Origin of the sequence: Paraburkholderia ribeironis, from assembly GCF_900019265.1 — a bacterium.
Taxonomy (GTDB): domain Bacteria; phylum Pseudomonadota; class Gammaproteobacteria; order Burkholderiales; family Burkholderiaceae; genus Paraburkholderia; species Paraburkholderia ribeironis.
In genome coordinates, this window is record NZ_CYGX02000128.1 from 1 (window position 1) to 532 (window position 532).

The window sequence follows — 532 nt, forward strand, 5'->3', positions numbered from 1 at the left end:
TTCCGGACGCAGAAACTCGTCGCGTTTCGCTCGGGCACAGCGCCGCGACGGATCGCGAAGCTGTGCGGCATGACGCCGATAACCCGACGGTGTAATCCGCAAGACCTTGCAGATCGGCTCGACCCCGAAGGTGTCGCGATGCTGATCGATAAAGGCCTTCAGGACTTCAGGCGGCGGTCGAGCTCCGCCTGGGCGAAAAATGCGCTCGCCAGCTTCAGGATCTCATTGGCACGGCGCAGTTCCTTAACCTCACGCTCCAGTGCCTTAAGGCGTTCACGTTCCGACGTGGTGACGCCCTCACGCTCACCGCTATCGACTTCTTCCCGCTTGACCCATCCCAGCAGCGTCTGGCTCGTGCAGCCGATCTTGGGGGCGATGGATTCGATCGCTGCCCACTGTGAGGCATACTCGCCCCCGATGCTCTTGCACCATGCGCACGGCACGTTCGCGGACTTCAGCAGAAAACTTGTTCGACTTGTTCATAGCTCCATTCTCTCAAGAGTTGGAGCCTCCACCAAATCCGGGGCGGTTC

Annotated in this window: 1 pseudogene and 1 other annotated feature; the pseudogene reads right to left on the minus strand. The window is 60.5% G+C overall.

What is annotated here, in order from left to right:
- Positions 1-483: pseudogene (locus BN2475_RS31820) on the minus strand (transposase); the annotation flags it as partial.
- Positions 88-204: a sequence feature (AL1L pseudoknot), on the minus strand. Its footprint overlaps the pseudogene before it by 117 nt.
- Positions 484-532: the final 49 nt, after the last annotated feature.